The organism is Ruminococcus sp. AF37-20 (assembly GCF_003460465.1).
Taxonomy (GTDB): Bacteria; Bacillota; Clostridia; order Oscillospirales; family Ruminococcaceae; genus Hominimerdicola; species Hominimerdicola aceti.
Map to the genome: position 1 here is coordinate 123,975 of NZ_QTVE01000006.1, position 25,914 is coordinate 149,888.

Below are 25,914 nucleotides of genomic sequence, written 5' to 3' on the forward strand. Positions count from 1 at the left end.
CAACATATTGTATTTCTTGTACAATATGTTCAAATTTCGGGTAATAAATTATGCAAATCAGCCCACAATTTTATGTAAAATGCCAAAATGGGCTTATTTAGCTAATCTTAATTATATCAATTTCTCTGTATTTTGTCAAGGATATTAAACGTTTAAGATAACATAAAAACGAGGCTTGCGGAGGATTTAGTCACCTTAAACAAACTATAAAATCATTTTTTGTGCATTTCGCAATAAATCTTGTCAAAAAAGGTTGAAAACTCTGTAGCCGTCAAGATTTCAGTTTTCAATTAATAATAATTTTACATTTTGAAGAATAAAATCCGAAAATTTTCTACCGATATGCACAAAAAACATTTGATATATTTATTTAAAATATGCAAAAGCAAAACTGTTCTTAACATTATGTAAAAGGAGGCAAAAAAAACTATACAAAAAGGCATTTGTGCAATTTGAACCTATAAAAAAAGCCAAATGTGAAAGAAATAAGCCTGCAATATGACGCAATATTCCCGTAAAAAACATTAAACATTGTCCTATTTATCATACAGTTTTCACATAAACAAGTATAATATTAGATAACGAAACAAGAAAGCCCCACAAGGGGCGGTTAAAATTGATTACCACGGCTCACGCCGCTGACATACCAGGAGGTTTTCATCATGAATGAATACAGAAACAACAACTTCAATGATAACAATAATAGCAATTTTGAGAATAGCTATACACAGCAAAACGGATATAATCAATATCAGGCTCAGGCAGGCAGCGTGAATGAGTTCACATACAATCCTAATAAGAAAAAGTCAAAGGGCAAGAAGGTGCTTTCAGGCATTATCGCAGTGCTTTGCGTTGCAGCTATCGGAACCACTTCCATTGTAGGCTATAATCTTGTTACAGGAAAGAACGCTGTAGGCTCTTCAAACAGCGGCACCGTTGTTTCAAAGGACGACAGCTCATCAAACAGTGCGAAAAGCACCGTTGACCGTTCAAATCTGCCGACTATACAGCAGCTCTCAACCCCGTCCGACGCACTTACTATCCCTGAGATAGTAAAGAAGGTCTCACCTTCTGTTGTAGGCATCTCCTGTATCCTTTCAAACGGCACTGCAACAGGTTCAGGTATCGTAATGAGCGAGGACGGCTACATCGTAACCAACGCACACGTTGTTGACGGCGCACAGTCTATTTCAGTTGTGCTTCCTGACAGCTACAAAGATACTTCAAGCAAATCAGATGACAGCAAATCAAGCTCTGACAGCAGCTCTGATGACGATGAGGACAACCTCACATACACAGCTACCCTTGTAGGCAAAGACACTCAGACTGATATCGCAGTTTTGAAGATAGACGCAAAGGGACTTACAGCCGCTGAGTTCGGCACATCTGCCGATCTTCAGGTAGGTGAAGCTTCTATCGTAATAGGCAACCCACTTGGTTTCTCACTTGCAAACTCTGTAACAGCAGGTATAATCTCCGCAACAGACAGAACGCTCACCGTTGAGGACAGGACAATGAATCTTATCCAGACAGACGCTTCTATCAACAGCGGTAACTCAGGCGGACCGCTCATCAACGCATATGGTCAGGTAATAGGCATCACCTCTGCAAAGGTATCGTCATCTGTGGGCGAGGGACTTGGTTTCGCTATCCCTATCGACGAGGCGCTCCCTATTGTTGAGGACCTTATGAAGAACGGTTACGTTACAGGCAGACCTAGCCTTGGAATTTCAGGCACAGACATCACAAGTGCATATTCATCATACTATGGTATCCCACAGGGCTTCCTTGTAAAGAGCGTTACTGAGGGAAGCGGCTCTGAAAAGGCTGGTATTCAGGAAAATGATATCGTTATAGGCATAAACGGAACTGTTATATCAAACATCAGCGAGCTGAATGAGATAAAGAACAAGTGCAAAGTCGGTGACACTGTTCAGCTTACTATATACAGAAACAAGAAAATGATAAATGTTGACGTTGTTCTCGGCGAGTCCACAGAGGACACTTCTGAGTCAAATGACAATGACCAGAACAACAATAACAATAATAATAACAATAACAACGACGACTACAACGATTACTATGGAAACTATGGCAATGGTCTTGGCGGCTATAATTACGGCTATGGTTTCTAAATAACAAAGCTTTCTTCATATTTTTCATATTCTTTTACTTCAGGGAAAGAGCTGTTCCGAGAGATCGGGACAGCTTTTTTCTTGACTTTCTTCTTGACAGAGGGTCAAAGCAGTGCTATTATAATAAGGTATACTATTAAGGCAACACCGCACAAAGCCCGCCTGACGGTATTGCCTTAAACGAGTACGCTTCTTTATTTTGCAAAGGTCGGTGATTTTATGACAAAAGAAGAATATATTGACTTTTGCGGCTCTATTGCAGGTGCGACATATGACCAGCCTTTCAACGAGGACTTTCAGACCACTGCGCTGCGCCACTGGGACACGAAAAAGTGGTTCGGGCTTTTGATGCTCCACAATGACAGGTGGATAGTAAACTTAAAGCTAAAACCCGAAGAAGTGCTGTTTTACAGGGATATCTACAAGGGCGTGACGGAAGCTTATCACATGAACAAGGTCCACTGGATAACATTGTATCTCGACAGCGACGTGCCAACAGAGGAGATAGAAGATCTTACCCTCAGAAGCTTTGAGCTTACAAAGAGTAAAGATAAAAAGAAAACCAAAAAGCGAAAGGAAGCTTTATAAAATGAGAACTTTTTCAAAATCAAGCAAGCTTGATAACGTGTGTTATGATATAAGAGGTCCTGTTATGGACGAAGCAAATGAAATGATAGCAAAGGGAGAGAAGATATTCAAGCTCAATATCGGAAACCCTGCTCCGTTCGCATTCAATGCCCCTGACGAGATAATACAGGCAATGACAGACAATCTGAGAAACGCTCAGGGCTATTCTGACTCAAAGGGTATAACAGAAGCAAGGCAGGCTATTTATGATTATGCACACTTCAAGGGCATACCTGTTGAAAGTCTTAACGATATCTACACCGGAAACGGTGTTTCCGAGCTTATCACAATGGTAATGCAGGGTCTTCTCAACAACGGCGACGAGGTGCTTGTTCCTGCCCCTGACTATCCGCTGTGGACAGCTTCCGTTACTCTTGCAGGCGGTACTGCCGTTCACTATATTTGTGATGAAAGCTCCGAATGGTATCCTGACCTTGAGGACATGGAAAAGAAGATAACAGACAAGACAAAGGCTATCGTTATCATCAACCCTAACAACCCGACAGGTGCGGTATATCCGAAAGAGATACTTGAAAAGATAGCAGACATGGCAAGACGCCATGAGCTTATAATATTCTCAGACGAGATATATGACAGACTTCTTATGGACGGCGTTGAGCATACTTCTATCGCTTCACTTTGCCCTGACGTTTTCTGCATCACTCTTAACGGACTTTCAAAGTCACATCGTATCGCAGGTTTCCGTGTAGGCTGGATGACCCTTAGCGGTGATAAGAGCAGAGTAAAAGGCTACATAGAGGGTCTTAATATGCTTTCAAGCATGAGGCTTTGTTCAAATGTACCGAGCCAGTATATAATCAAATATGCTCTTGGTGATTACACAAAAACTGACGATCTTCTCCTGCCGGGGGGACGTATCTACGATCAGAGAGAGTATATCTACAACGCACTTAACAGCATTGACGGTCTGTCGGCTGTAAAGCCTAAGGCGGCATTCTATATCTTCCCAAAGATAGACGCAAAGCGTTTCAACATCACAAATGACGAGCAGTTCGTGCTTGATTTTCTCCGTGAGAAGAAGATACTTCTTGTTCATGGCGGCGGCTTCCACTGGGAACAGCCTGACCATTTCAGGATAGTTTATCTTCCTAAGCTTGAGGATCTTGAATACTCCATGAATGAAATGAGAGATTTCCTCAAAGACTACAAGCAGAAGTAAAACTGTAGAGCGGACAGTGTTCGCCCAATATGCTTTTATGCTCATACCATACATCTACAAACACAGACACGAGGTACAAAAATGTCAAAACTTTGCAAATCATGTGGAAACTATTATGAGGGAGATCACTGCGACAAGTGCGGCTATGGCGACCCAAACTTAAAGACCCACGCCGCCGACAAATACAAAAAGCCCACAAAGCCTGAACGTTTCAGGACGGAGGAGGAAAAAGAGCTTTACGCCCAGTGGGAAAAGGAGAAAAAAGAGGACACTGAGATAAAGCGTCACTATGATCCCAACGCAGGCAAAAAGACCCTTGCCATTGTGGCGGTAGTTGTTATAGGCGTTATCGTGGCTGTGCTATACAAAAGCGGAGTTATTTTCAGCTCCACAAAGACAGATGTAATAGAAAAATACTTCAAATCCATACAGACAAGCGATTTTGACTCATTCGTGGAGTGCTTTCCGAAAGAGATGAAGAACGAATACGAACAGCAGCGAACCGAAGGCGGATATGGCAAAGAGCAGGTTATGAAAGAAGTCCTTTATGGTGATTTCATTGAAAGCTATGGCTCTGATTACACTATCGACGTATCTTTCGGCAGAGAAACAAAGCTTAAAGAGTCTGAATATGGCCTGAGCGAATACAAAAGCTTTTACGGCTCTGCACCGAATGTTTCAGAGGCTTATGAGATAGTAACGAACGTGACTTTCAAAGGCTCAAAAGGCAGCGAGGACGCAAAGCTTTACATCTACGTTGGAAAATGCAGCGGAAAATGGTGCATTTTCAACATCACGCAGGATAACGGCATTGTTGACGAGGACACTGGGCTTAAAACTTCAGAAAATTAAATAGCACAAAGCAAAACCGCCACGGAGAAAAATCCGCAGCGGTTTTTTTGTTTTGCGATAAAACCTATATGGTGGGACGTCGTATTTCTGTTAAACAGAAATTGAGTCGCTCCCCTACATATAAGTGGCGTAATTATACGCTTTTATGTGATATTATCTCTTCTTAAAAGCAAATGACTTTCTTGTTCTCTGCTTTCCGCCTATTGACATTGTGAATATCTTGTCGCTCATGAAGATTTTCAGCGCGACAGTCATGCACACAACAAGAAGCACTATCTGATAGATAAGTCCCCCTGCATAGAGGCTGTAGTTGCCGAACATTACGTTCTCGCTTGCCATAAAGGTATGGGTGAACGGTATAGCATAGACGATATACTTTATAACAGGTGAAAGCGTTCTGATATCAACTACCATTGCAAGAATATATGGTATCATTGCGGAGAAGGTTATAGGCAAAAGCATTGTCTGGGCAGATTTTGCGTCTTTTGCAAGTGCTCCTAATACCATTGAGAGTGACAATGAGATAAGGATAGACACAAACATCTGTATTCCCACAAGAGCATACTGTCCGACGCTCATAGTAAGACCAAGGTTTTCCATTGCAGATTCATATGCTGAGGTATCGCCCATGCCCTCAGTAAGACCGCCTGTCATTTTGCTCATGCCGAACATATAGACCACAGCCTGCAAAGCCGCAACAACACCTGCGGCAAGCATTTTTGACGCAAGGACTGAAAGTCTTGAAACAGGTGCGGAAAGAAGCGTTTCAAGGGTCTTGTCTATTTTCTCCGTAGAGATCGCACTAAGTATCATCTGAGCCGAGAACATTATAAGAACGAACATTATTATAGGCACTACCATGCTCTGTGCCGAGCAAAGCGACATCACTATAGAACTGCTCACTTTATCTGCCTTGTCGCCAACAACCGTTGTTTCAGAAAGCAGTACAGGGTCTTCAAGTTGATTCATTTCGTCCTCTGTCATTGCACCGCTTGAAAGCTTATCCTGATAGATAGTTGATTTTACTGCCTGCTGTATAACTGCAAGGGCAGTGTCTGAGCCTGTGTTTATATTTGACATGGTCGCAAGAGAGGTCATTCTCTGAACATATCCAACGTCTGCCTTTTTATGCTGTTTTACCTGCTCTGTAAAGCCTTTGGGTATTATCACAACGCTGTCCTGATCGAGCCTTTTAAGCTCTGCGGCATAGTCGTCAGACTTTATATCTACAACTGTTATCTTGCCGTCCCCGGCCTTTGCAGTAGCTTTCAGAGAGTTTAAAACGTTTTCTGTGAACTCTGTTTTGTCAAGGTCGCAGATAGTAAGGTCGGAAGCTTTTTCGGCACTGTCGCTTATTGCCCCTGACATTGCCTGACCCGCCATAACAAGCACCACTACTGTGACTATCATTGTTATAATAGTTTGCAGGCTGAGCATTTCCTTTAATTCCTTGCGGAAAAGACTATAAAACTTCACGGTCAAGCACCACCCTTTCAAAGACTTCTTCAAGGTTCTGAGCGCCATATTTTTCAATAAGCTCCGCAGGCTTGCCGACCTCCAGCAACTCGCCTTTTGCAATTATACCCACTCTGTCTGAAACATACTCTATTTCAAGCATATTGTGGGAAGAAAGCAGAAAGCTCATGCCCTCAGAAGCAAGCTTTCTTATCATTCTTCTTATTTCAAGGGCGTTTATAATATCAAGTCCCGAAGTCGGCTCGTCAAGGATAGCCAATGCAGGGAGCGGCATTATCGCCCTTGCAAGGAGAAGCTTTCTTGCCATACCACGGGAATAATTTGATATTTTATCATTAAGCCTGTCACCAAGCTCGCATATCTCACAGCCACGCTTCACAAACTCGTAAGCCTGTTCTCCGTTGTCGGCATAGATAGAAGCCATGAACTCCAGATATTCTCTGCCTGTCATGGTCTTATACGCACCAGCCTCGTCAGGGAGGTATGTAATGCTTTTTCTTACCATATCAGGTTCAGTGAGAATACTATGACCTGCCACGATAGCGTCGCCCTCTGTTGCCTGCAAAAGTGTTGATATCATTCTTATTGTTGTTGTCTTTCCTGCACCGTTTGGACCTATCAGCGCAAATATCTCGCCCTTTCCAACGTCAAAAGTGACGTTATGGGAGGCGTAAATGCCTTTTTTGTACTGCTTTGAAAGCCCTTTGACCTGTAAAACGGTTTCCATCGTTTCCCCATTCCTTTCTTTGTCTGTATCATTGTATTTTTTGTGAATAAATCAAGTATAGCACACCACGTTCCAACTGTCAATTGACATTTGTCATGCACTGTTGTGTAAATATGATTTACTAACAGTATACACTGTCTATGGCACGATGTCAATAGCGGTTTTCACCAAAACAGGCATGGTTTTTATTATTTATGCGTTAGAATGTAAAATTCACTTACTTTGTGAGATAAAGTAAACCACGTTACACAATGATTACAAATCAAATAATATTCTGTACATTTTCAACTCTTTCAAGTACGTTTTTTTGGATATCACAATGTAATGATTTGATTACATTTTGGTTACAGACAAGGGTAAAAAAACGGACGATTGTTGAAAACTTTATAATTTTCAACACCAAATTGCTGTTATAGCATGAGTTTTAAACATTTTCAACATAGTTTTCAACATTTTCAAAAGTTTTCAACTGTAGTTTTCAACTGTCCAAAAAAGCTCTTGTTACCGTTTTTTAATCATTTGTAATTTATTCATTTTTCGTACTTCTATAGTAAATAGAGAGGATTTATTACATTTTCACCAATGAACGAATTTAAAATTTGTGAAGTATTTGAGCTTTAAAATTGGCTTTTGTGGTTTACAAAAGAACGAAAATATGTTAAACTTATAATAAGTATGAATGAATCGTTACAATGTTCATTATAGGAGGAAAAATTATGGGAAACTTAACCAGTCTGAAGAAAGCCGCCGCTGTGCTGCTGACTTCGGTAACGCTCATGTCGGCTGCGGCGGCACTGCCTGCTGTGGACGAAACGCCGTTTCTTTCGCAGACGGCGATAACTGTTGAGGCGGCAAGCGTCGGAAAAGTCACAGGGCTTACTTCAAAAACACTTAGCAACAGCGAGATAAAGCTTAGCTGGAAAAAGGTCAGCGGAGCTTCGGGATACTCAGTTTGTATGAGAAAAAACGGTAAATATCCGCAGATCGCAGACGTAAAAAGTGGCTCGACCCTCACATACACAGTGAAAAATCTGCCAAATGCTACCCGTGAAAACTTCAAGGTAAGAGCATACAAGACCGTGAAAGGAAAAAAGGTATACGGCGCATATTCAGACAACTGGAACACCGCCACGAACCCACAGCCTGCAAAGGGTCTTAAAGTATCAAGCGTTTCTTATGACAGTGTAAAGCTTTCATGGACAAAGATAGGCTGCACAAATTACAGAGTATTTCAGCTTAAAAATGGTCAGTGGAAAGAGATAGCAAAGACCACAGGCACAAGCTACACTGTAAAAAATCTCAGCCAGAAGACCACATACAAGTTCAAGATAAGAGCCTGCAAGACAGACGACAAGAAAGCCAACCACTACGGAAAATATTCTGCAGAGGTATCCGCTACCACATCTAAAGCTCCTGCTGTTGTGACCCCGGTTTCACAGCATGGTCAGCTTTCTGTAAAGGGTGCGAATATTGTTGACAAGAACGGCAAGGTATTCAAGATAAAGGGTATGTCAACTCACGGCATCATGTGGGAAGATTTCTCAAATATTCTTACAAAGGACTCTCTTAAAGTGTTAAGAGATGATTGGAAGGTCAACACCATAAGAATTGCAATGTACACAGAAGAATGGGGTGGCTACTGCACCGAGAACGGCAAGTATCAGGCGCAGGCAAAGCAGAAAGTCAAGACAGGCGTTGAAAACGCAAAGTCTCTTGGAATGTATGCTATAATCGACTGGCACGTTCTCAATGACAAAAACCCTAACAACCACAAAAATGACGCTATCAAGTTCTTCACAGAAATGGCTAAGACCTACAAGGACTACAATAACGTTATTTACGAGATCTGCAACGAGCCTAACGGCGGTGTAACATGGACAGGCGGTATAAAAAGTTACTGCCAGAGCGTTGTAAGCGCTATCAGAAAATACGACAGCGACGCTATCATAATCTGCGGTACAGGCACATGGAGTCAGGACATAGATCAGGTGCTTGGCAACAAGCTTTCAGACAAAAACTGCGTTTATGCTCTTCACTTCTATGCAAACACTCACAGAGATTGGCTGAGAAACAGACTTCAGAACTGCTACAACAAGGGACTTCCTGTTCTTGTATCTGAGTTCGGAACTTGCGACGCAAGCGGAAACGGCGGATATAACTCAACAGAAAGCACAAAATGGCTCAAGCTTCTCGACTCACTAAAAGTAGGCTACATAAACTGGTCAGCCTGCGGAAAGAGCGAAACGGCTTCCGCATTCAAGGGCGGCACGAACCTCAAAGCTATAAAGAGCGGCACTTCACAGCTCACAGCAAGCGGCAAGTTCATTCGTGATTGGTACAGAAACCACTGATAACACAAAAGACCTCTCTTGGTGGGAGGTCTTTTTTTGCACAGAAACTAACGATAAGCGGGCGACCCAAGGTCGCCTCTACACTATAAAAACACAGCCGAGGGGCATTTACCTCTCGGCTATTGTTATTTTATATCATATCACAAAGAACAGTGCAGTTCTTATAACGGCTGTAAAAAGCATAGCATAGAACGATGTGCCAAGCAAAAGCTGATTTGCCCAGAATATATCGTTAGGCTCGCATGGCTTTAGATTTCTGCCTATAACAGGCTTTCTTACAAGCTGTCCGCCATAATACTCATCACTGCCAAGCTGGATACCCAATGCACCTGCACACACCGACTGAGTTTGCGCTGAATTAGGACTAGGGGATTTTCTTCTGTCTTTTTTGTATACCTGAGAAGCGTTCCTGCTGTCAAGGTGAAGATAAGAAACATTCATTTTCATAAGCAGGGCGGCTATTCTTGCAGGTATAAAGCTGAGAACGTCGTCCAGCTTTGCAGGGAATTTGCCGAAGTTTATGTATGTGTCTGTTTTATAGCCCACTGTGTTGTCGATAATATTCACTGTTCTGTAGAGTATTCCGCCCAGACCGCCGAATATCGCAGACCAGAAAATAGGTGCAACCGCCCAATCTGTGGTATTCTCTGCAACCGACTCCACCGTACTTTTTATAACAGCGTCAATGTTCATATCGTCGGTGTCACGAAAGGTCACTTTTTTTACCTTGCGCTGTGCCGAAGAAAGATTGCCTGCCCTTGCAGCACGCATCACTCCCCCTGCCGCAGTTTTAAGGGACTTTACAGAAAGTGCTGACCAACACATTATGCCCTCGAGGAAGATGCCAAGTGCGGCATTTAGCTTATAGCCCACGAATAGAAGAAGCAATGCCACAGCGGCAACTATAAGAAGCACTATCACAGTCATCATAAGACCTGCCATACGCTGTGCTTCGGGGGTGTTTTTATAGCTGTTTCTGAAAGACTTATCAAGCTTTGCCACAAGTTTTTTTATAAAATACTGAGGATAGACCACTACTTCAGGGTCGCCAAGGAGCATATCCAGCGCAAAGCCAAGCGCAAGCGCTGCCAGTGAATTTATCAACATATATACATATCCTTTCTTCAGGCAATAATTACTTATGATAATTATATCACAACATTTTCTGATTTTCAATACCTTTATGCTCTGATTTTAAGGGATAAGGCACAAAAAAGGGCGGTCAGAGCCGCCCGAACAAAAGTCTTTCAAAAAAATCAGAAACTAAGGTGCGAACACTGTTTGCCCCTACACTGAATAGATATATCCATAAGCTTTTGTGATAACTATATTATTTGCATATCTCCGAAAGCTTTTCAAGCATAAGATCCATTTCCTCGTCTGTGCCGATAGTGATTCTCAGGAAGTTATCTATTCTCGGCTTGTTGAAATATCTCACGAAGATACCATTTTCACGGAGATATGTGAAGATCTCCTTTGCAGAGAACTTTTCATGCTGTGCAAAGAGAAAATTCGTTTCGCTGTCAAGAACGTTGAAGCCCATTTCACGCATTTTTTCCGCTGTTCTATCCCTTGTTGCCTTAACCTTTTCAACTGTCGCCTTGAAATAATCCTCGTCAGAAAGGCTTGCAACGGCAGTTTCTATGGCTATCTGGTCGAGAGGATAGGAATTGTATGAGTCCTTCACAGCCTGCATATAGCTGATAAGCTCGGCACTGGCAAAAGCCATGCCCACTCTCATGCCTGCAAGGGAACGTGACTTTGAGAACGTCTGTGTTACGACCAAGTTGTCATATTCTTTCACAAGCTCCACGCAAGAATACCTGCCGAAATCCACATATGCCTCGTCGATTATAACAATGCTGTCCTGATTGTTTTCAAGAAGTTCTCTTATAAATTTCTCACCCACACCAAGGCTTGTCGGAGCATTAGGGTTAGGGATAACAACGCCGCCGTTAGGCTCTTTGAAATCGTCTATATTTATAACAAAATTTTCGTCAACGCTCTTAGTCATGTATGGTATTTTCAGAAGCTCACACCAAACAGGATAGAAAGAGTAAGTTATATCAGGATAAAGTATAGGCTTATCAGAGTTGAAAAACGCTCTGAAAGCTGTGGCAAGCACATCGTCTGAGCCGTTTCCGCAGAAAACATTTTCGCTTTTAAGCCCAACACGCTCCGCAAGCGCCGTTCTCAGTGCAGAAGCGTCAGCACTAGGATATTTTCTCAGCTCCGCTATGGTCTTGCCCTCCAATATCGCCTTTACCTTTGGTGACGGCGGATAAGGGTTTTCATTTGCATTTAGCTTTATTATCTTATCGTTTTTAGGCTGTTCTCCTGCAACGTATGGCTCTATATTTATAAGGTTTTTTCTCCAAAGCTTTTCGCTCATTTTACATTATCCTCTCTATATTTTATCATAGTAAAGTATTAATATAAAATATTATAGCACATACCGCTTATGTTGTCAAATAAAAGCCGCCTAGTTTTCAAAGTAAGCCTGTATAGACTGCAAAACGCCGTCATAGTAATATGCGTTCACGCTCATGGAATCGCTCTTCCAATCAAGAAACTGATCTTTGCCGTTTCTGTCGCTGACCTCAGGTGTGCCTAAGATCGCAGCCATTTCCTCAGGAGTTGAATTTTTTGTTATACCGAATATTGAGCAGTCGCTTTCGGTGGTGAAACTCATTCTTATCTTATGGAGGGTATGATCGCTGTTGAGCCAGAAGTCGAAGATGATAATATTATCCATAGTCGAGCTTGTTTTTCCGTAGCAAAGAGCAGAATCGTATTCATCGTCAGGGGTATCCACCATTTCTTTTCTTACATCATCAATAAGCTCTGTGCCTGTGAAAACGTGGTCTATGCCCTTATAGCTTACGCTTATATCCTTTGGCAGAGCAGCGTCTGAGCTAAGGTCAAGTGCCTTGAGGTCATCATATACCTTTACTCTGTTCTCATCAGTGTTTACAGTGCTCTCACCCGGTGTTGTTATGCCTGTATACTCAGATGTGAAAACAGCCTCTCCGTCTTTTTCGTGTATTTCTTCCTGCGGATAGTTTTTGCTGTAGTATGTGAAATCGGAAACCGAGAAGTCATCAAGCACTACGTCATACTCTTCATAATTACTATATGTTTCCACCACGGTAAGTGAAATTGTATAGTCAACGTTCTCCCAATACATTGTATAGCATTTGTAATCGTCCATGCCGTCATATTCGCTGTTCATATAAATGCTTGTAGGACAGCCCATTTTGTCGATTATTTTATCAAGATCTTCTTTATTGCTGTAGCTGCCGTAGCTTTCATACTCCCAGTCGGAGGTATCCACAGCCTCTTCTAAAGGTATGGTAATGCTCCAGCTGTTTTCCTTTAGAATGTCAGCCACGCTTGCGTCACGGTCAAATGGGTTTCCACTGATAAGGTCGTATTTTGTTTGGCTCTCATCTGATGAAACGAAGGTTATCTCAACGTTAGTGTTTTCACCTACCATTTTATCGATGCTCATAATATCACCGGATTTGCCAATATCGTCGCCGTACAATTCCATAGCAGCATTGCCGCCGTCTATGGCACTAAGGTCAACAGGCACCGATATTTTGCTGCCGAAAATATCCTGAGGCAAAGTATCTGACGGATCAGAGCCTTTAAAGCCTGTTATCCAATATTTATCACTGTTATTGCCTGCCGTATCAGCTTTATTATCGGCAGCCGAACTGCTTTCACTGCTTTTTTGTGACTCAGTCACAACGACCACGCCGTCATCATTATCATTATCCTTACTGCCGTTTGAGCTGAGCACGACCGCCGCTGTGATACCTCCGCCCACAACTGCTGCGGCACAAACGCCTGCTATTACTTTTGCTTTTACTGTTGAAAACATTACTTTTCCTCCCGATATAGTTTTTGTTGATGTTACGCTATCGGGAACTGCATTAGCGGCTGAGGCAGAACCTGTGAAAACGGTAAGTTTCGGAAGAACGGTGTTTGAAGCCTCTTTATTAAGAAGCTTTGAAAGAATAAATACAGGCACGGCAGCATGAAGTCTGTCGTTGTTGTTTTCCTCGTATATAAGCACCGCCTCCTTTATCTTTTTTCTTGCGGCACTAAGGCGGGAAGTTACTGTACCTGTGGTGCAGTTCATTACCTCTGCTATCTCAGGCACTGTGAGCATATCAAAATAATACAGTATCACCGACTGTCTTTGCTCTTCTGTGAGAACAGTGTCGATAATATCCATTATTATCTTTCTTTTAGCGTCATTGCTCACATATTCCTCCGGGATAAGCCCCTCGTCAGGGATTTCCTCTATTATCTCCTCTGAGTTGTCCTCAGGGGCGGAATTGTTTCTAAAGTGCATTTTGCAGAGATTTATCCCTATCCTGTTTACCCATGCTGGAAAATTCTCAGGCTGTGCAAGAGTGCCAAGCTTTTGAAGGGCTGTAAGATAAGTTTCCTGAGTGATATCCTCTGCAAGCTGTGGGTCGCCAAGAAGCTTCAGACAGCTAAAATACACTGTTCTGCCCGTTTCTTCATAAAGCGCACCGAACGCCGCCTTGTTTCCCTGTGCCGCCTGCAATACAAGCTTTTTGATATCATCTTTTTCCATGTTTTTTGACCTGCTCTTTCTTTCCGAATTGCCGTTTTCTTGTCCGCTGTTTTATCAGTCCCGACATTAGTTAGATGCAAAACGCAGACGATTTGTTGAGTAAATTCAGAATTTTCATATATAGTTTACATATAATTAATATTTATTATTATAATATTGCCGAAATAATTATATCACATAGCAAAATGCCTGTCAACGAGCAAAAAAAATATCCCCCACAAATGTGAGGGATAGGTTTTTCAGAACATACCTGCAAGATACATTCTGCTTTCATAAAGCTTTTTTGAATTTGTATCGAAGGCAAAATGATATCTGTAGAGAGGTGTAAGTCCTGCGGCATTTTTCTCGCCTGCAACATATGCAACGAAAACATCAGGGTCAGTGTCGCTGTTCACACAGTATGTTCCGTCCATTGACATATCGCCCTGTGAGTAAACATAGGAAAGATAGTTTCCTGAAATGCTGTTCTCGCCCTTTGAGATGCCCTGAGAAGCAAGCATATCCTGCACTGATTGTGCTGAATAATCATCTATGTTGTCATATATCTCATCAAGCTTCTTTGTGCTTGTGACATCATAGCAAAGCCTTGTTGGCATACCGGTCGGTATCCAAGCAGGGGTGTAGATATCCTTTGACATAGGCGTTTCCTCTGCCCATACCACATAGCTGTCTGCAAGAGGTACTTGTCCGTCAGGGTTTGTGAGATTTGCAACATATACCGTTATCGAATCTCCCTGCGGCTCGACCTTTGGTATAAGGGTCATGTAATAGCTATCCCACCATTCACCACCGAAATAGTTGTCAGCACCTACACGATAATTGAGCATTTCGCCCTTTTTATCCTCATAGTGACCACCGTCGCAGTATACAAAACTGTATTCGTCAGCATATTTGGCATAGAAATCAGACGTTTTTATATATCCGCCCACCTGCATAATGTCACCGTTAAGCTGAACAAGACCTGACGAAAGATCAGCATTTTTTATCTCGTCAGAAACAGTGTAAACAGCCATTTCAAGCTCGCTGTTTGAATATGTACCGCTTGCATCATCGCCAGTAACATCATCTTCATTATCGGTATTCTCATCAAGTTCCTTTAGCTTATCCTCTATCTCCTGCTCATTCACGTCACCTTGTGCGTCTGTCTGAACGGCTGTGTTTGGCTTATCAGCATTTGCTGTCTTATCTCTGTTTGCAAGCACCGCCGCTGTGATACCTCCGCCCACAACTGCCACGGCACAAACGCCTGCTATTACCTTTGCTTTTACTGTTGAAAACATACCTTTTCCTCCCGATTTACTTATTGTAGTATTTTTATCGGGAACAACTTCCGTGGCTGACGCCTTGCTGAAAACGGATAATTCAGGCAGCTTCAAATGCTGACATTCCTGCATAAATATCTTTGACAGAACAGGTATAGGTATAACAGCATGAAGCCTGTCATTGTTTTTCTTTTCGTAAATAAGCACCGCCTCCCTTATCTTCTTTCTTGCAGCGCTAAGACGGGAAGTGACAGTGCCAACAGAACATTCCATTATCTCTGCTATCTCAGCCACGCTCATCATATCAAAATAGAAAAGTATTATTGTCTGACGCTGTTCGTCAGTGAGAGCGGTGTCGATAATGTTCATTATTATCCTGCGTTTTTCTTCGCTGTCGGCATAATCGTCAGGGATAAGCTCGCTGTCGGGCGTATCGTCGATTATCTTTTCCGACTCCTCCTCCGCAGTGCGGGGATTTTTCCTGAAATACATTTTGCAGTTGTTTATGGCAATGCGGTTTACCCATGCTGAGAAATTCTCAGGCTCTTTAAGGCTGTCAAGCTTTTCAAGAGCTTTCATGAAAGTGTCCTGAGTTATATCCTCTGCCTGCTGAGCATTTCCAAGAAGCTTCAGGCAGTTGAAATATACGCTCCTGCCCGTTTCTTCATAAAGCTCGCCGAAAGCTGCTCTGTCACCCTGTCCTGCCTGCAAAACAAGACGTCTTATCTTTTCCTTTTCCATTTTTTCTACCCAGCTTTCTTTTTATTATCGAACAAAAATATCCGTTTTCAGCACTCGGTTATTGTTCCGACATCACTTAGATGTTTGCTGAAAACGGAATATTGAGCAAATATAAAACTTAATATATTGTTTACAAAATGTTAATCAACATATTCTCTGACTCTGAGATGTATACCCACGCTGTCAGCAACCGCCTGAGATTTCTTTATCTCTTCTTCGCCGATTATATCCACAACAGTGAGCATTACCTCCGGCACGAACTCTTTCACTCTTTTTGCAAAAGAGAGCATTTCTTCAAAGCAGTTCACGCCCTTGAACGACGGTCTTGTTACCTCGTCATAAGCCTTTGCGTCAGAAGCGTTAAGACTTATTGAGATTATATCCACAAGTCCCTTGAACTCAGCAGGAGTTTCACGCTTGTTGATAAGGTCGCTAAGACCATTTGTGTTTACCCTTACAGGTGTCTTTGTAACAGACTTTATATATTTTGCAGTTTCTTTGAGTATTTCAAGCTCACAGGTAGGCTCGCCATAGCCGCAGAAAATAATTTCCTTGTAGCTGTCAAGGTCACGCTTTTTGATGTTGTCTATTACCTCTTCGGCAGTAGGCTGATGTTCCAGCCACAGTGGGTCAGAGCCATAAGCACCGTCACCGTTGTGACGAATACAGAAAGTGCAGTTGCATGGGCACTTGTTTGTGATGTTGAGATAAAGCTTATCGCCTATCTCATAAGAAATATTCATAGCTTTTATCATTATAATTACCTCTTTTTTTGTAATATATCAAAGTATCAGAGCAGACAGGCGACCAAAGGTCGCCCCTACAGAGAGAAATATCATCGCCGTTAGGCGATACCTTCATTCCTCATTCCTCACTCCTCATTCCTCACTAATACCTATTCTCTTATCTGTCCGTTTCCAGAGATAAGATACTTTGTGGTGGTCATTTCTCTAAGACCCATAGGACCTCTTGCATGAAGCTTCTGAGTGGAAATGCCTATCTCAGCACCCAGACCGAACATTCCGCCGTCTGTAAATCTTGTTGAGCAGTTTACATATACTGCCGCTGAGTCAACACGCTTTTGAAATTCCTGTGCGGCAAAAAGGCTTTCCGTAACGATGCACTCAGAATGTCCTGTGGAAAATCTGTCGATATGTTCAAGGGCTTCCGCCATGTCGTCAACGACCTTGATAGAGATTATATAGTCAAGAAACTCTGTTGCATAATCGTCATCATCAGCAGGAATAACGTTCTCAGGACCAAGTATCTGCCTTGTAAGCTCACAGCCTCTTATCTCAACGTGGTGCTTGTCAAGTCTTTCTTTAAGCTTCGGGAGAAAATCCTCCGCAATATCCCTGTGAACAAGACAGCTTTCAACTGCGTTGCATACAGACGGACGTGAGGTCTTGCCGTTATCAACAATGTTCACAGCCATTTTTATATCCGCACTTGCGTCAACATAAACGTGACAGTTTCCTGTGCCGGTCTCGATAACAGGCACAGTGGCAGACTGTACAACAGCCTTTATAAGCTGTGCGCCTCCCCTTGGGATAAGGACATCAATATAATCATTGGCTTTCATCATATCAAGAGCGATGCCTCTGTCAGTATCCTCCACAAGCTGAATGATATCAGGACTGAAGCCTGCCCTTTCGACAGCCTTTCTCATTAGGTCGGCAAGCATTTTGTTTGAGTTTATTGCTTCCTTTCCGCCCCTGAGTATAACAGCGTTTCCACTTTTAAGGCAAAGTATAGCGCCGTCTACAGTAACGTTAGGTCTGGCTTCAAAAATAATGCCTATAACGCCCATTGGAACTCTTACTTTCTCGATCTTCATGCCGTTAGGTCTTGTTGAGCCTGAAACAACTTCGCCCACAGGGTCGTCAAGCTGTGCAAGCTCCTCGCAAGCCTTTGCCATGCCCTCGATACGGCTGTCATTGAGTGCAAGTCTGTCAAGCATTGCCTCAGACATTTTTCTCATTCTGCCGTTTTCAAGGTCCACCTTGTTTGCTTCGATAATATCGTCCTTGCAAACTCTCAGGATATGTGCGATCTCAAGAAGTGCGTCATTTTTCTGTGTTGTTGAAGCGAAGGCAATATCCTTTTTGCAAGCTTTTGCTTTCTGTCCCAAAATATCGATGTAACTCATTTTTACTATACCTCCCCGTTAGCTGTAAAAAGTGTTCCTATAGGTTTATTTTCAAATACCTTATACAAATGTCTTGGATCTCTGCCATTCATTATGATAAGATCTATTCCGCCATTTTTGCATATCTCAGCGGCTTTTATCTTTGTCGCCATTCCGCCTGTGCCAAGTGAAGAACCTGCACCCCCTGCAATAGCCTTTATCTCCTCCGTTATCTCTGGCACAACAGGGATAAGCTCAGCGTCATCATACTTATGAGGGTCTTTGTCAAAAAGTCCCTCAATATCAGACATTATTATAAGCAGATCTGCATTAGCAAGCACCGCAACATTTGCCGCAAGAGAATCGTTCTCACCCATTTCAAGCTCCAGCTCATCAATAGACACCGTATCGTTCTCGTTCACAATAGGGATAGAACCAAGCTCTATGATGCGGTTAAGGGCGTTCTGCACGTTTATCTTTCTGTCTTCCAGAAGAATATACTTTGTAAGCAGAAGCTGAGCCACATTAAGGCTGTATTCAGAGAAAAGATTATCGTAAAGATACATAAGCTCACACTGACCCACCGCCGCACAAGCCTGTCTTGTGGGAGTGTCCTTGGGTCTTTCCTTTATGCCCAGCTTTGCTCTGCCAAGACCCACCGCACCGCTTGATACAAGGATTATTTCATGTCCTGCATTTTGAAGGTCGGCAAGAGTTTTAACGAGCTGTTCCACACGGCGTATATTCAAAAGTCCCGTGCTGTGAGTAAGAGTAGAAGTTCCTACCTTTACCACAACTCTTTTCTTTTTTGTCATATCTATCATTTTTATCATGTCCTTATTGTTATTTTCCGTTGACAACATTCTGTGGCGTACCCTCTATCCACATTTTCAAGTTCTGCGCAACAGTTTCAAGAAGCCTTTCTCTCGTCTGCTTTGGCGCCCACGCTATATGTGGGGTAACAGTGCAGTTCTTTGCGTTTCTGAGTGGGCAGTCTTCACCCATTGGCTCGTTTGTGAGAACATCAATTCCTGCCCCTGCAATGACTTCATTTTCAAGAGCTTGTGCAAGAGCCTTTTCGTCCACAAGACCGCCCCTTGCAGTATTGACGAAAAATGCTGACTTTTTCATCATGCCAAGGCTTTCGGCATTTATCATTTTCTCATTATCCTTTGTAAGAGGACAATGGAGAGTCACTATGTCAGAGGTCTTTAGAAGTTCTTCAAGGCTTACCGCAGACGTGCCGTCAGTTATTTTCTGGGGTGAGCGTGTAAAGGTGATGACCTTCATGCCGAACGCTCTTGCTATCTCAGCAACTTTCTTTCCTATGTCGCCATAGCCTACTATACCGATAGTTTTTCCTGCAAGCTCATAGGTAGGGATACCAAAATATGAAAACAGCTTATAATTCACCCAGCCGCCCTCGTCAACTTTCTCGGCATATTCTCTTATTTTGCTGAAATAGTTGAGGATAAGTGCAAAAGTATGCTGAGCAACTGCGTTTGTGGAATATGCAGGCACATTGCATACCACTGCACCATGCCTGTCTGCGGCGGAAAGGTCAACATTATTATATCCCGTTGCAAAAAGACCGACATATTTCAGGTTTTTGCACTTTGAGAATACCTCCTCTGTTATAAGGCACTTGTTACATATAACAGCGTCAGCGTCGCCTATCTTTTCTGCGACCTGTTCATTTGGTGTAAAACCATAAACAATGCTTTCACCAAGGACTGTTATACCCTCCAGCGACACATCGTTTCTTGAAACTGTTTCAGAGTCAAGTATAACTATTTTCATTCTTCATCTTCCTTTTGAGCAGTTTCCGACTTTTCCCCGGCATTCTCCAAAGCTTTCTGCTTTTTAGCAAACCTATGGGAAATAAAAGCTGTTGCCGCAAGAAGCGCAACCTCTGTACCGAAAAGCATACCGATAACAAAGCTTTTTGTGGTAAACTGAGTAACTATAGTAAGATCGATAGCTATCATTAATGTAAGATAATGATAAGATCCTTTCCTTATGAACTGAGTTATATATAAAAGCGTAGCGATAACGCAGAATATCATATGCACCTTAAAAGGCAAGGGGGCATAAACGTTCTGCAAGGTCGCAGTTTCCGCCGCCAGTGTTTCTATCACACTATCATCTCCTAAAGCATTATTTTATCATACTAAGATATTATACCACAGTTTTACGTCATTTGCAATAGATTTGAGCCTTTATAACGGCTTTATAAAACAAAAAGGCAGAAGTATTTTTTCAAATACCTCTGCCTTTTTCGGGAAAAATTCGTCGTAATCTTTAATTTATACTATTTTAAGATAAATTACTTGTTAGCGAAATATCTGTCAAGCAGACCCTTGAAGCCGCAGCCATGTCTTGCTTCGTCCTTAGCCATTTCATGAACAGTGTCATGGATAGCGTCATAGCCAAGCTCCTTTGCTCTCTTAGCAAGCTTCATCTTGCCCTCGCAAGCACCATTCTCAGCCATATATCTCATCTCGAGATTTTTCTTTGTAGAAGGTGTTACTACCTCGCCCAGAAGCTCTGCGAACTTAGCAGCGTGCTCAGCCTCTTCGTAGGCTGCCTTCTCATAGTACATACCTACCTCAGGATAACCTTCTCTGTAAGCAACTCTTGCCATTGCAAGATACATACCTACCTCAGAGCACTCGCCGTTGAAATTCTCTCTAAGACCTGCAACAACTTCCTCATCAAGACCCTCTGCAACGCCTACCTTATGCTCGTCAGCCCATGTGATAGCTGTTTCTTCTACTTTATTGAACTTTTCTGCTGGTGCGTGGCAGATAGGACACTCCTTTGGAGCAGCCTCGCCCTCATAAACGTAACCGCATACTGAACATACAAACTTTGACATAATCTTTGTCCTCCTTATTTGAATATCATTTTTTACTTTTCCACAGACCAGCGTTTTCGCTTTATCTGCGTTATTCTTTGCAGCTTTTCCCTTGCTGTGATTAAAGTATACCACATTAGTGTACATTTGTCAATAGGTTAGTTTTGTCTAACAATATAAAAATATTGCAAAATTTTATGGCAATAATTTATGCAATTTGACGTAGACTATACTAACCAATAATACGTCTTGAAAAAAACTTAAAGCTGTGCTATAATGAAGATCAATATATGACAAAAAAGGAGTTTTTTTAAAATGAATAAGGAAAAAGCAGCGGCAGCAAAGGCTCTTTTCATGGAGGGCTACAACTGTTCACAGGCGGTAGTAGGCGCATGGGCTGAGGATATCGGCCTTGACAGCGAAACTGCATACAAGATAGCTTCTGGCTTTGGCGGCGGAATAGGCAGAATGAGAGAGGTCTGCGGAGCATTTACAGGTGCAGTCATGGTGCTTGGATTGAAATTTGGCAACACCATAGGCAGTGACAGGGCGGCAAAGGGCAAGGATTATGAGCGTGTTCAGCTTTTTGCAAAGCGTTTCAAGGAAGAGCTTGGCTCTGACACTATCATCTGCCGTGAGCTTCTCGGTCTGAGCGGCCCTAGTGATCCTGACCCTGCAAAACGCACAAAAGAATACTATCAGAAGCGTCCATGTCCTGAAACTGTAGCAATTGCAAGTGGTCTTTTAGGAGAATTTATGGAGTAGTTTTTTTTCAGAAAAAAACTTTGAAACTGCGGGCGAACGCTGTTCTCCCCTACAAAATAATGCAAAAAAGAGCAGAGAAACGAGATCTCTGCTCTTTTTGTATATAAATTCTGTTAGATACCTGCGGAATAGTTTGGAGCTTCCTTTGTGATATAAATATCGTGTGGGTGTGACTCCTTAAGACCTGCGCCTGTTATTCTGATGAACTTAGCCTTTTCGCCAAGCTCTGCAATAGTATGACAACCGCAATAGCCCATACCTGAACGAATACCGCCAACAAGCTGGAAGATAGTATCTGAAACCGGACCCTTATAAGCCACACGACCCTCAACGCCCTCTGGAACGAGCTTCTTTGAGTTTGTCTGGAAATATCTGTCCTTTGAGCCTTTATTCATAGCGGCAAGAGAACCCATGCCTCTGTATACCTTGAACTGTCTGCCCTGATAGATCTCAGTTTCGCCCGGAGCTTCGTCACAGCCTGCGAGGAGTGAACCAAGCATTACAACGTTTGCACCGGCGGCAAGAGCCTTAACAATATCGCCTGAATACTTGATACCGCCGTCAGCAATAACAGGAATGCCATACTCAGCAGCAGCGCAAGCAGCGTCATAGACTGCAGTGACCTGAGGAACACCTATACCAGCGACTACACGGGTAGTACAGATAGAACCAGGGCCGATACCGACCTTTATAGCGTCAGCACCTGCTTCGCAGAGCGCTCTGGCGGCTTCGGCAGTAGCGATATTACCTGCAATAACCGGTGTATCAGGGAAAGCAGCCTTAACTTTTTTAAGACAATTTATAACGTTCATAGAATGGCCGTGAGCAGAGTCAAGAACGAGGACGTCTACCTGAGCTTCAACGAGAGCGGCAACTCTTTCAAGAATATCGTTAGTCATGCCGATAGTAGCACCGCAAAGAAGTCTGCCCTTTTTATCTCTTGCGGAATTTGGATACTGAACAGCCTTTTCAATATCCTTGATAGTGATAAGACCCTTAAGAACGCCGTTTGCATCAACAAGAGGAAGCTTCTCGATCTTATGCTTCATAAGTATCTTCTGAGCGCCTTCAAGATCCGTATCAACAGGAGCAGTAACGAGGTTTTCCTTAGTCATAACGTCACCGATCTTGATATTTTCAAAATCAGTGATAAATCTAAGATCTCTGTTAGTGAGGATACCCTCGAGCTTGCCATCCTCATCGACTATAGGCACGCCGGAGATCTTATACTTGCCCATGAGCTTATCAGCTTCAGCAACAGTTTTATCGGCTGTGAGAGAGAAAGGATTAACGATAACGCCGTTTTCGGAACGCTTTACCTTATCCACCTCTTCCGCCTGCTGAGCGATAGTCATATTCTTATGGATAATACCGATACCGCCCTCTCTTGCGATAGCGATAGCCATTTTTGACTCTGTAACGGTATCCATAGCAGATGTCATTATAGGTGTATTGAGGACTATATCCTTAGTAAGGTGTGTATGGATATCCACCATATCAGGTGTACAATCCGACTCGCCCGGGATAAGGAGAACGTCATCAAAGGTAAGACCCTCTTTACCAAACTTATTGTTTACATTAGTATCCAGCATAAATTAACCTCCCGCAAACATTTTGAATTCTTAATTTATTATTCTTATAATCATACAACATTTAATTAAACTTGTCAACATCATTATTGAGAACTTTTTTTTAATTTAGTCTTTGCTAATCGGCAAAAGTTTACGCCATGGTTTTTGTGTCGCAGAATCACTGTGATCGGCTCTTTATTTTACTTATTACTTGTGATTTGTTCGGTTGGCTTTGCCATTCCTCATTTCTCACTCCTCATTCCTCATTCAATTCCTTTTTCATCACTTTCACTCTCGCAAACACCACTGACAACACTGTTGATACAAGCCAACCTATCGGCCATGACAGCCATATTCCCGTTGACCCATATGGTCTTGCCAACACGAACGCAAGCACTACTCTGAGTATCAAGTCCGTAAAAGTTGATATCATAAAATACTGCATTGCACCCTTACCTCGGAGTGCTCCGTCTGACATTATTTTTATGCCCACAAACACATAGAAAGGCGATATTATTCTCAAAAATGTTGTGCCTATCTCAACGGCTTTTGTTCCGCCGTCGTCAAGAAACAGGTTTATCATAGTTTTTGGCATACAGAAAAAGCAGAGTATAAAAGGCACTGCCACGATAGCCGAGATAACAAGTCCTGCTTTATATCCGCTTTTTATCCTATCGTTCCTGCCTGCACCGTAATTCTGTGCAACAAAGCTTGAAAGCCCGTTAGAAAGCGTTGTAAAGCTTGTTATAGCAAAGGTATTTAGCTTTATTGCAGAAGAATACCCTGCGATACAAGACGAGCCGAAGCTGTTTACAAGATACTGCACAAAGATATTTCCCACTGAGATAAAACTCTGCTGTAAAATACTAGGTATAGAATAAAGGGTTATCTTTTTAAGTATTTTTCCTGAAAACAGCGGTGGTTTATCCTCTGTTTTAATTTCTGCGGTTTTCCTAACCAAAATAAGCAGTGAGAACACGCAAGCCACTCCCTGAGCGATAAAAGTAGCCCATGCAACGCCTGCCACACCCCATTTAAAGAACTTCACGAACACATAGTCGAGAACAACGTTTCCAACTGATGAGCCGATAAGGAGATACAATGGTGTTTTTGAGTCGCCCATTGCGTTATAAATACCCGTACCCACGTTATAAAGAAACAGGAAGATAAGACCTGCGATATAGATTTTCAAATATAGCTCGCCGTCACGGAAGATGTTATCGGGCGTGTTTATCATTCTCATAAGAGGAGTAGAGAACGCAAGTCCAAAAACTGTCAGCACCGACGCAAGTATCGTACATGAAATTATAGTAGTAGTTGACGCAGTTTTTACCTTTGAGAACTCTTTTCCACCAAAGAATTGAGATATCACCACACAACAGCCAACATTGCTTCCCACTGCAAACGCCATAAATATCATTGTTATAGGATAAGACGCACCAACTGCCGCAAGAGCGTCCTCGCCCGCGAATTTTCCTGCTATGATACTGTCGAAAATGGAATACATCTGCTGAAATATCACGCTCACGAACATAGGCAGGGAAAATTTCCACAGCACTGTCCACGGTTTTCCCACCGTCAGGTCTGTCATAAAAACATCTCCATAATATAATAGTTACCATTTCATTATATCATAAAAAAACAACCTTTTTCAACGGCATTTCGCACAGACACTTTTGATATTTCTGAAGATTTTTTTAGCATTTTACGCTATTTGCGATCTATTAATAAAATTTTCTAAATATTATTGGCTTACCCTCTTGCTGAAATCATCTGTAAAGAATAAAGTCACAATGGTTTTTTATTGACAAAAAAGTGCGGATATTTTATACTTGTATAAGAGGTGATAAAATGAGCAGTCAAGCAGACCACGGCGGTCACAGAGAGAGAATGAGAAAGCGTTTCAAAGAATCGGGGAATTTCAAGGGCTTTTCCGAGCATGAGATACTTGAAATGCTTTTATTTTACATTGTGCCGAGAAAGAACACCAATGATATTGCGCACGAGCTTATAAAAAAGTTCGGAAGCTTAAACAGCGTTCTTAACGCTTCTGTGGAGGAGCTTTCTTCTGTAAAGGACATGGGCGAAAGCTCTGCAAACTCACTTTTATTTTTCAGAGAGCTTATAAACTACTGCTCCACTGTCACAGACAGCAGGATAGACATTAGAAACATATCTGCGGCGCTGAGTTTTGTAAATAATTGTTTCAGAAACGAAAAGCAGGAGAAGTTCAAGGTAATTTGTATCGACTCCGGCTTTCACATAAAGAGCGTAACAGACATATCCGCAGGCGGTACGAGATTTACCCCTGTTGATTTTCGTGAGCTTACAAAAGCCGTTCTCAACAGCGGTACTGATATTGTTATCCTTGCCCACAATCACCCTGACTCACCCAACACCCCCTCTCAGGAGGACGTTACTCTCACCCGTGAGGTCATGAGATATATGAGATGTTTAGGTGTGACAGTTCTTGACCATTATATAACAGGCAATAACGGAACTATCTCCATGCGAAACTGCGGACTTATCCATGATATGGAGTGTTAAAAATAGAATATCACATAAAAAAATGGACGATATGTTTAATGATATAATCCCCTTAGAGTAGACACATGAAATAATAAAATGGT

The 25,914-nt window shown here is 42.3% G+C and carries 21 protein-coding genes; 7 read left to right on the forward strand and 14 right to left on the reverse strand.

Going from position 1 to position 25,914, the window contains the following annotated elements; translation table 11 throughout:
• The first annotated feature begins 662 nt into the window (after positions 1–662).
• The 4 genes from DW015_RS05885 (at position 663) to DW015_RS05900 (ending at position 4,794) form a co-directional block, all read left to right on the forward strand.
• Positions 663–2,135, forward strand: a complete 1,473-nt coding sequence (locus DW015_RS05885; protein ID WP_117904830.1) for a trypsin-like peptidase domain-containing protein — start codon at positions 663–665, stop codon at positions 2,133–2,135.
• A gap of 219 nt (positions 2,136–2,354) precedes the next feature.
• A complete protein-coding gene (locus DW015_RS05890) occupies positions 2,355–2,723 on the forward strand; it encodes an MmcQ/YjbR family DNA-binding protein (RefSeq protein WP_117904832.1) in 369 nt (122 codons plus the stop codon).
• A 1-nt stretch (position 2,724) separates the two neighbouring features.
• Positions 2,725–3,942, forward strand: a complete 1,218-nt coding sequence (locus DW015_RS05895; protein ID WP_022287229.1) for a pyridoxal phosphate-dependent aminotransferase — start codon at positions 2,725–2,727, stop codon at positions 3,940–3,942.
• 81 nt (positions 3,943–4,023) lie between these two features.
• The gene (locus tag DW015_RS05900) at positions 4,024–4,794 is read left to right on the forward strand and encodes a hypothetical protein (RefSeq protein ID WP_117904834.1); all 771 of its coding nucleotides are present in this window, start codon (positions 4,024–4,026) and stop codon (positions 4,792–4,794) included.
• Between the two features lie 153 nt (positions 4,795–4,947).
• On the opposite strand, the gene DW015_RS05905 is transcribed toward DW015_RS05900, so the two are convergent.
• On the reverse strand, positions 4,948–6,270 hold the full coding sequence (locus DW015_RS05905; protein ID WP_117904835.1) for an ABC transporter permease: 1,323 nt from the start codon (positions 6,268–6,270) through the stop codon (positions 4,948–4,950).
• Positions 6,257–6,997 (reverse strand): ABC transporter ATP-binding protein, encoded by a 741-nt coding sequence (locus tag DW015_RS05910; RefSeq protein ID WP_022287226.1) that lies wholly within the window; start codon positions 6,995–6,997, stop codon positions 6,257–6,259. Before DW015_RS05910 ends, DW015_RS05905 begins: the two co-directional genes overlap by 14 nt.
• Positions 6,998–7,713: 716 nt before the next feature.
• Between DW015_RS05910 and DW015_RS05915 the strand changes: the two genes are divergently transcribed.
• On the forward strand, positions 7,714–9,348 hold the full coding sequence (locus DW015_RS05915) for a cellulase family glycosylhydrolase (RefSeq protein WP_181979855.1): 1,635 nt from the start codon (positions 7,714–7,716) through the stop codon (positions 9,346–9,348).
• A gap of 135 nt (positions 9,349–9,483) precedes the next feature.
• Here DW015_RS05915 and cbiB read toward each other — a convergent pair whose 3' ends face one another.
• The 10 genes from cbiB to DW015_RS05965 form a co-directional block, all read right to left on the reverse strand.
• Positions 9,484–10,455, reverse strand: a complete 972-nt coding sequence (gene cbiB, locus DW015_RS05920; protein ID WP_117904839.1) for an adenosylcobinamide-phosphate synthase CbiB — start codon at positions 10,453–10,455, stop codon at positions 9,484–9,486.
• 223 nt (positions 10,456–10,678) lie between these two features.
• Positions 10,679–11,740 carry a histidinol-phosphate transaminase gene (gene hisC / locus DW015_RS05925; protein ID WP_117904841.1) on the reverse strand — a complete coding sequence of 354 codons (1,062 nt, stop codon included), beginning with the start codon at positions 11,738–11,740 and terminating at the stop codon, positions 10,679–10,681.
• Between the two features lie 90 nt (positions 11,741–11,830).
• Positions 11,831–13,960: a sigma-70 family RNA polymerase sigma factor gene (locus DW015_RS05930; RefSeq protein WP_117904843.1), complete on the reverse strand. Its 2,130-nt coding sequence runs from the start codon at positions 13,958–13,960 to the stop codon at positions 11,831–11,833.
• A gap of 239 nt (positions 13,961–14,199) precedes the next feature.
• Positions 14,200–15,963, reverse strand: coding sequence for a sigma-70 family RNA polymerase sigma factor (locus DW015_RS05935; RefSeq protein WP_117904845.1), 1,764 nt, complete (start codon positions 15,961–15,963; stop codon positions 14,200–14,202).
• A gap of 140 nt (positions 15,964–16,103) precedes the next feature.
• Complete coding sequence (locus DW015_RS05940; protein WP_242993228.1) at positions 16,104–16,718, reverse strand: TIGR04100 family radical SAM protein; 615 nt, start codon at positions 16,716–16,718, stop codon at positions 16,104–16,106.
• 140 nt (positions 16,719–16,858) lie between these two features.
• On the reverse strand, positions 16,859–18,112 hold the full coding sequence (locus tag DW015_RS05945) for a glutamate-5-semialdehyde dehydrogenase (protein ID WP_117904847.1): 1,254 nt from the start codon (positions 18,110–18,112) through the stop codon (positions 16,859–16,861).
• Positions 18,113–18,117: 5 nt separating this feature from the next.
• Positions 18,118–18,915 (reverse strand): glutamate 5-kinase, encoded by a 798-nt coding sequence (gene proB, locus DW015_RS05950; RefSeq protein ID WP_038670159.1) that lies wholly within the window; start codon positions 18,913–18,915, stop codon positions 18,118–18,120.
• A 19-nt stretch (positions 18,916–18,934) separates the two neighbouring features.
• Positions 18,935–19,891 carry a D-2-hydroxyacid dehydrogenase gene (locus DW015_RS05955; RefSeq protein WP_117904849.1) on the reverse strand — a complete coding sequence of 319 codons (957 nt, stop codon included), beginning with the start codon at positions 19,889–19,891 and terminating at the stop codon, positions 18,935–18,937.
• Complete coding sequence (locus tag DW015_RS05960) at positions 19,888–20,229, reverse strand: hypothetical protein (protein ID WP_117904851.1); 342 nt, start codon at positions 20,227–20,229, stop codon at positions 19,888–19,890. Before DW015_RS05960 ends, DW015_RS05955 begins: the two co-directional genes overlap by 4 nt.
• Before the next feature lie 188 nt (positions 20,230–20,417).
• Positions 20,418–20,969 carry an NADH peroxidase gene (locus DW015_RS05965; protein ID WP_022287215.1) on the reverse strand — a complete coding sequence of 184 codons (552 nt, stop codon included), beginning with the start codon at positions 20,967–20,969 and terminating at the stop codon, positions 20,418–20,420.
• A gap of 294 nt (positions 20,970–21,263) precedes the next feature.
• Between DW015_RS05965 and DW015_RS05970 the strand changes: the two genes are divergently transcribed.
• Positions 21,264–21,713: a C-GCAxxG-C-C family protein gene (locus tag DW015_RS05970; protein WP_022287214.1), complete on the forward strand. Its 450-nt coding sequence runs from the start codon at positions 21,264–21,266 to the stop codon at positions 21,711–21,713.
• A 113-nt stretch (positions 21,714–21,826) separates the two neighbouring features.
• Here DW015_RS05970 and guaB read toward each other — a convergent pair whose 3' ends face one another.
• Together guaB and DW015_RS05980 are read right to left on the reverse strand one after the other, a co-directional pair.
• Positions 21,827–23,305, reverse strand: a complete 1,479-nt coding sequence (gene guaB, locus DW015_RS05975) for an IMP dehydrogenase (protein ID WP_181979856.1) — start codon at positions 23,303–23,305, stop codon at positions 21,827–21,829.
• Positions 23,306–23,540: 235 nt separating this feature from the next.
• Entirely contained in the window at positions 23,541–24,875 is a 1,335-nt protein-coding gene (locus DW015_RS05980; RefSeq protein ID WP_117904853.1) for an MATE family efflux transporter, read from the reverse strand.
• Between the two features lie 260 nt (positions 24,876–25,135).
• On the opposite strand from DW015_RS05980, the gene DW015_RS05985 reads away from it, so the two are divergent.
• Positions 25,136–25,831, forward strand: a complete 696-nt coding sequence (locus tag DW015_RS05985) for a JAB domain-containing protein (protein ID WP_117904855.1) — start codon at positions 25,136–25,138, stop codon at positions 25,829–25,831.
• Positions 25,832–25,914 lie beyond the last annotated feature (83 nt).